The following is a 6,758-nucleotide window of genomic DNA, read 5'->3' as shown; positions in this document are numbered from 1 at the left end:
ACAACGCGCGAACGGCAAGACTCGCGCCACCAGAAGGTTGCGGCGGCGCAGGCCCGACTGCTTCGTTGCCGCGCCTAGACGATGCGGCCGGACACGCCCGGGCGCGGCGTCTTACAGTCGAGCCCGCGGCGCTCGCAACCCCGCCACGGACCCTTTTTCAGCAACCTGCTGGTGAACGGCGCCTCGAAGAGGCGGATCAGGCCCGGTCGACGCGCGGAATAGAATCCCGGGATGCCGTCTCCCAGCATGGTCATTCGGGGGTCCGGAGTGTTCCTCCCCGACGGCGTCGTGACGAACGAGCGGATGTCGAAGCTGATGGACACGACCGACGAGTGGATCCAGCAGCGGACGGGGATCCGGGAGCGTCGGTACGCGCGGAAGGGAACGTCCTCCGCCGATCTCGGCGCGGCCGCGGCAAAGGCGGCGCTGGCCGACGCCGGCGTCGAGGCTCGAGACGTCGACCTGATCCTCTTTTCGACGATGACGCCGGCGCACTACTTTCCGGGAAACGGCGGGATCGCGGCGGCCCAGCTCGGCCTGACGCGCACGCACGCGATCGACCTCCGCATGCAGTGCGCCGGATTCCTCTCCGGGCTCCACGTCGCCGACGCGTTCATCCGCTCCGGCACGTACCGGCGCATCCTCCTGATCGGCGCCGAGTGCCACGCGTCCTTCTATCCCTGGACCGATCGCGAATGGCGGGTGATGTTCGGCGAATCGGACGAGATCGTCCCGCCGGAGATGTTCGCGATCGGGACCGCCCTGCGCGACCGCGCGGTCATCTTCGGCGACGCCGGCGGCGCGTTCGTTCTCGAGGCGAACGACTCCGGCGACGGGCGGGGATTCCTGGGCTTCGAGATGCGCACCGACGGCACGCACTGGGACAAGCTCTACGTTCCGGCGGGCGGCTCCGCCTACTTTCCCTACTTCGCGCCGGAGATGTTCCAGAGCATGGCGACGCTGCCGATCGTCGAGGGCCGCCAGGTGTTCAAGCTCGCGACGACGGCGATGCCGGCGATCGTGAAGGAGACGCTCGCCGCGCACGGGCTCACGATCGACGATCTCTCGCTCCTTTTGATGCACCAGGCGAACCTGCGGATCAACGAATCGGTCCAGAAGACGCTCGGGCTGCCCGACGAGAAGGTCTTCAACAACATCCAGAAGTACGGGAACACGACCGCGGCGACGCTCCCGCTCGTCTTCCACGAGGCGAAGCAGGCGGGGAAGGCGGAGCCGGGAGACCTCGTGTGCTTCACCGCCCTGGGGGCGGGGCTCCACTGGGGCGCGGGCCTCGTGCGGCTCTGACGATCGGGGCTCTCCCGCCCGTGGCGTCGACCGGGATCCCTCGCTGGGCGCTCGGGATGAGCTCTACGCGCTCACGCGAGTGAGCGCTCCGAGCTCACTTCAGCCCGGTCACCAGATAGAGGTCGGAAAGAATCCGCGTGAAGCCGTAGACGTAGGACTTGCCGTCGGGTGTGGCGAACACCGGCGAGATCGTGTCGAGGCCGGCCGGATCGTCCGGATCGATCGTCCTCCAGAGCACGCGCCCGCCGCCCTCCGCCTCGACCCAGTAGGCCTTGCAGGGGACCTCGCCCCTCCGATACACCAGAAACGACCGCCCGTCGGAAGACCATACCGTCGGATAGTCGTCGTCGTCGGTTCCCGGGACCGTCCGCGCCGGATCACCGTTGAACCCGTAGAGAACGATGTGGTGGTCGGGCCCTCGGGTGGCGATCCACCGGCCGTCCGGCGAAACGCGGCCGAGGCTCTGCACTCCTTCCGGCGAGATCTCCCGCGCTCTTCCGCTCTTGATCTCCTGCAGGTAGACGCGGGGCGCCTGTCCGCGCGCGTGGCCCAGAAGCACGACTCCCTTGCCGTCCGGCATGAACGCGGCACCGCTCATCGTGAAGCCCGGCGCCGGAAGCGGGCGCGGCTCCCCGGGGCCGGTCGGCAGGAGGACGACGTGCGTGTAATCGGGCGAGATCGAAATGAGCCAGCCGCCGTCGCGGGAGATCTCGCCGGCGCTTCCCTCGCCGAGCTTGACGGCCGGCGAGCCGTCCGTCGCGCGGAGGTAGACGTCGCCGTTCGGGCTCGACCCCTCGCCCGACTCGTCGAAGCTGATCCTCCGTCCGTCGACGGAGAGGTCCCTCACGACCGTCCAGTCGAGCCATGACATGCTGCGCTCGCGTTTCTCCCCGGGAAAGAGCCCCATCAGCCCCGTCCGCCAGTCGTCCCGGCTCACGAGCGCGCGCCCGTCGGCGGAAACGTCCATCAGCGTCATCGTGCCGGGGGTGGCCGTGACGAGGCGCTCTCGCCCGCCGAGGGTGACCTCGTGGATCGCCCGCGCGGAGCCTTCGCGCGTGGCCGTAAACCAGATCCTCGTCCCGTCCGGACACCAGGCCAGCCCCTGCAGCGCGAACCAGGCCGCGGCGGGGACCCTCGAGCCTCCGGAGGAGAGGGTCTTCTTTTTCCCCGCGAGATCGACGACGGCGACGGACCCGGCATCGTCACCCTGAACCGGATGGTCGCAGAACGCCACGAGGTCGCCCTTCGGCGAGACGCGGGCGTGGCTGATCCATCCGCCGGTCTCATAAAGGACCTTGCCGATCGGATATTCGAGGCGGTTGCGTCCTTCGACCGTGCGCACGATGGCCAGCTGCGACCCGTCCGGCGACCAGTCCGCGATCTGCACGTCCTTCAGGACTTCCCGCGGCGTTCCGCCGGAAGGCGGGGTCCTCGCGAGCATTCCCGTGAGCATGAAGCTTCCGGCCGCACGGCGGTGGACCGAAATCGCGAGCTCGCCGGATTTCGACACGGAAAGGAGGTCCGCGTCCGGAAGCGCCACCGCGCTCGACTCGGGGCTTCCGGGTCGGGTCGAGAAAATACGGTAGGGCTCGCCGTCCCAGGTCGCGCCGTAGAGGACGGTCGGAGATCCCGGAACGAAACGCGCGGAGCGGACGATCCCCCGGCGGAACGTGATCCTCCGGAATTCGGGCTTGGACGGGCGGGCGATCCTCATTCCGACGAAGAGAGCGGCGGGAACGAGGAGAAGTGCGGCGACGAGGGCCGCCGACTGCAGACGCAGTCGCGAGCGCGGCCTCGCCACGCCGCGAACGCCTCCCGTGGAGGAGGTCGACACGTCGGAGAGGTGATCCCGGACGCTCTTGAGATCCCGCGCGAGATCTTTCGTCGAGGCGTACCGGTCCTCCGGGTCCTTCGCCAGGCAACGCTCGACGATCCAGCGCACGGGCGAGGGGACCTTCGGATTGATCTCGCCGACCGGCTCGGGCTCGTCGCGGATGATCGCGGCGAGCGTTTCGGCCGAGGTGTTCCGCGCGAACGCCCTCTTTCCCGTGGCCATCTCGTAGCCGATCGCGCCGAAGGAGAACTGGTCGGAACGGTAATCCACGACATTCCCCGAAGCCTGCTCGGGCGACATGTAGCCGACCGTTCCCATGATCATGCCGGGCGTCGTCGCCGGAGCGGCCGTCGGCAGGTTCGACACGTCCCCGCGCGCCGGCTCGGTGAGTTTGGCCAGCCCGAAATCGAGGATCTTCGCGAAACCGTCTTTCGACACCATGATGTTCTCGGGCTTCAGGTCCCGATGGACGATGCCGGCCGCGTGCGCCTTGGCGAGTCCGTCCGCGATCTGGGCCGCCAGATCGAGCCCCTTTCGTGGAGGAAGCGGCCCGCCCTCGAGGAGCTCGCGGAGCGACTTGCCCTCGACGACTTCCATCGCGATGAACGACCGGCCTTCGGCGCTCCCGAGGTCGTAGACGGTCAGGATGTTCGGGTGATTGAGAGCCGAGGCGGCCCGCGCCTCCTGCTCGAACCGGGCGAGCCGCTCGGCGTCCGTTGAGAATTCCTCCGGAAGCACCTTGACCGCGACTTCGCGCCCGAGCTTGGTGTCCCGCGCGCGATAGACCTCCCCCATGCCTCCGCTCCCCAGAGGAGCGAGGATCTCGTAAGGGCCGAGGCGAGCTCCGGCGGGAATACTCAGGTTGATGACTCCTTCTTTCGGGGAACGACGGCGATTCTAACCCGAAGGCGGAATCGATGCTCTGCGGCGGCCTTTCCCCGTCGGTCGGGAGAAACGTACCGCCGGAAACTCCAAATAGGCGTACCGAAGAGCGTACGTCGTGGCGGCGGCCGGCGGCACGCGCCCGGCCGGCTCGATGCATCGCCTTGCCCGCTACGGGGAATCACGAGACCACGGCTCCTCGCTTCAGCGCAACGGTCAAGCAAGGCGAGGCGCGAACCCGCCGGGATGCGGGTCGCCGGCCGCCGCCTAAGGCGTACCGAAGAGCGTACGTCGTGGCGGCGGCCGGCGGCACGCGCCCGGCCGGCTCGATGCATCGCCTTGCCCGCTACGCTTTTTTCCACCTCGTCCCGTGCGGCGTGTCCTCGAGCACGACGCCGCGCGCCAGCAGGTCGGCGCGGATCGCGTCGGAGCGCGTGAAGTCCTTCCGGCCGCGCGCCGCGAGGCGCTCCTCGATCAGCGCCTCGACTTCCGCCGGCAGGATCTCCGGCGGAGGGAGCACGCCGAGAACGGCATCGACGCCTCGGAGCGCCCCGAGCGCGGCGCGGGCGTCGGCGCCCGTGATCTCGCCCCGCTCGATCGACAGGTTCACGTCGCGCACCCAGTCGAAGAGCGCGCCGAGCGCCTTCGCGGTGTTCAGGTCGTCGGCGAGCGCATCGTCGAACGCCGCACGGAGCTTCTCCGTCAGCTCCGCCGCCGTCTCCTCCCCTTCCGGACGCCGGCGCGCGTAGTCGGAGAGGTTCGCCTCGACGTTGCGGAGGCGCTGCACGGCGGCCGCGGCCGCGTCGAGAGCGTCGAACGTGAAGTTCAGCTTCTGGCGGTACGGCACGGACAGGAAGAGATAGCGGACGGCGGCGGGATCGGAGCGCCGCGCGAGAACGTCGGAGAGGAGGTAGAAGTTCCCCTTCGACTTCGACATCTTCTCGCCGTCGACGATCAGGTGCTCGGCGTGGAGCCAGTAGTTCACGAACTTCTTTCCGGTCGCTCCCTCGCTCTGGGCGATCTCGTTCTCGTGGTGCGGAAAGATATTGTCGACCGCGCCCGTGTGGATGTCGAACGATTCGCCCAGATACCGCATCGACATCGCCGAGCACTCGAGGTGCCAGCCGGGCCGCCCGCTCGAATAGGGAGAATCCCACGCGGGCTCTCCGGGCTTGGCCGCCTTCCAGAGCGCGAAGTCCTTCGGGTCGTCCTTCTCGTACTCGTCATCGGCGACGCGTGCCCCCTGGCGCGCGTGCGAGAGGTCGATCCCCGAGAGCTTCCCGTAGTCGGGGAACGTCGAAATCCGGAACCAGACGGAGCCGTCGCTCTCGTAGGTATGCCCGCGCGCCTTGAGCTTCTCGATCAGGGCGATCATCTCGGGCACGTGCTCCGTGGCGCGCGGATAGTGCTCCGCCTTCTCGACGCCGAGCGTGTCGAGGTCGCGGAAGAAAGCCTCCGCGTACCGCTCGGTGAACTCGCGCAAAGGCCGCTGCGCCTGAGCCGCGCCGCGGATCGTCTTGTCGTCGACGTCGGTGAGGTTCATGACCTGGGTGACGCGCCACCCGAGGCGTTTGAGCGACCGGCGGAGGACGTCCTCCCAAACGAACGTCCGGAGGTTTCCGATGTGGACGCGGTTGTAGATCGTCGGACCGCACGTGTACATGCGCACGTGGCCGGGCTCGATCGACGCGAACGGCTGCAGGGTCCGGCCGAGGGTGTTGTAGAGCGTCAGGGGCATCGTCGCGGCGAAATATAGCAGCCCGCGACGGCGCCGCACTCGCCGGAAGGCGACGCGAGCCCGCCCCCCGGCCCCTGTGCTATCGTGATTTTTCGATGAAGTCGGAACCGCGGATTCTCGTCGTGGACCCGGACGAGGAGGAGCGCGAGCTCGTCGCCGCCACGGCGAGACAGATCTCCGCCGAATGCGACTGGTGCACCAGCGGCGACGAGGCGCTCCGGCGGATCGCCGGAATCCGCTACGACGCGATCCTCCTCGACGTCCTGATGAAGGACAATTCCGGCTACGAGCTCTGCCGCGCGATGAAGGCGGACTCCGAGACCGCCGACATCCCCATCCTCTTCGCGACGACCCGCAACCGCGCCGAGGACGTCCTCGAGGGCTTCCAGGCGCTGGCCTTCGACTTTCTCGTCAAGCCGTACCGCCCGCGGGAGCTCCGCGCCCGGCTCGCCAACGCGATCCGCCTCCGCGCCCTCCTCGAGGAGATGAAGGCCCGCGTCCGCTTCTACGAGAGGGTCCTCCGGGTGGGCCGCGGCCTCGCCCTCGCCCGCACCGCGGCGGAGGCGGAAGAGACGATCGGACGCGAGCTCGAGCGGCTCGTCGATGCGTTCGGCGCGCACGGCGTCGCGGTCGAGTCGGCAGGACGCGCGATCTTCTCGGTCGGCGACCAGGCCGGGTCGCTCGCGGCCGAGATCCCCTTCGACCAGTCGGGCGTCGAGGGCACGTTGCGCGTCTGGAGGGAGACCGCCGCCGACTCGGAGGAGCGGGTGCGTCTGCTGGATTTTGCCGCGACTCTCGCCCGCGGGATGGCGCGACACGGATTCGCGGTGCGCAACGGCACCGCCGCCTCCCGCTGATTCCGGTCGCGGGATTCTCAGTTTCACGGATCGGTTTCGTGACGACGAGTCGCCGCGCAACCGCCCTGAAGGATGCTGCTCGGGATCTCAACTCGAGACGACCCGAAAGCGCGGCAAGGCGCGAGCCCGGTCCGCCGTCGCT

Annotated in this window: 4 protein-coding genes; 2 read left to right on the top strand and 2 right to left on the bottom strand. The window is 68.8% G+C overall.

What is annotated here, in order from left to right; all coding sequences use genetic code 11:
- Positions 1–231: 231 nt before the first annotated feature.
- Complete coding sequence (locus VKH46_05000) at positions 232–1,305, top strand: 3-oxoacyl-[acyl-carrier-protein] synthase III C-terminal domain-containing protein (protein ID HKB70180.1); 1,074 nt, start codon at positions 232–234, stop codon at positions 1,303–1,305.
- Between the two features lie 94 nt (positions 1,306–1,399).
- Here VKH46_05000 and VKH46_04995 read toward each other — a convergent pair whose 3' ends face one another.
- The gene (locus VKH46_04995) at positions 1,400–3,961 is read right to left on the bottom strand and encodes a protein kinase (GenBank protein HKB70179.1); all 2,562 of its coding nucleotides are present in this window, start codon (positions 3,959–3,961) and stop codon (positions 1,400–1,402) included.
- A 406-nt stretch (positions 3,962–4,367) separates the two neighbouring features.
- Positions 4,368–5,759 carry a cysteine--tRNA ligase gene (gene cysS / locus VKH46_04990; GenBank protein HKB70178.1) on the bottom strand — a complete coding sequence of 464 codons (1,392 nt, stop codon included), beginning with the start codon at positions 5,757–5,759 and terminating at the stop codon, positions 4,368–4,370.
- 95 nt (positions 5,760–5,854) lie between these two features.
- Between cysS and VKH46_04985 the strand changes: the two genes are divergently transcribed.
- Complete coding sequence (locus VKH46_04985) at positions 5,855–6,616, top strand: response regulator transcription factor (protein ID HKB70177.1); 762 nt, start codon at positions 5,855–5,857, stop codon at positions 6,614–6,616.
- Positions 6,617–6,758 lie beyond the last annotated feature (142 nt).

The organism is Thermoanaerobaculia bacterium (assembly GCA_035260525.1).
In the GTDB taxonomy this organism is placed as follows: domain Bacteria; phylum Acidobacteriota; class Thermoanaerobaculia; order UBA5066; family DATFVB01; genus DATFVB01.
The sequence above is the reverse complement of the archived record's forward strand: the minus strand, read 5'-3'. Positions and strand labels throughout refer to the sequence as shown.

Coding starts and splice junctions, on each gene's coding strand:
- VKH46_05000 (HKB70180.1), top strand. CDS start 232: ATGCCGTCTCCCAGCATGGTCATTCGGGGGTCCGGAGTGTTCCTCCCC.
- VKH46_04985 (HKB70177.1), top strand. CDS start 5,855: ATGAAGTCGGAACCGCGGATTCTCGTCGTGGACCCGGACGAGGAGGAG.
- cysS (HKB70178.1), bottom strand. CDS start 5,759: ATGCCCCTGACGCTCTACAACACCCTCGGCCGGACCCTGCAGCCGTTC.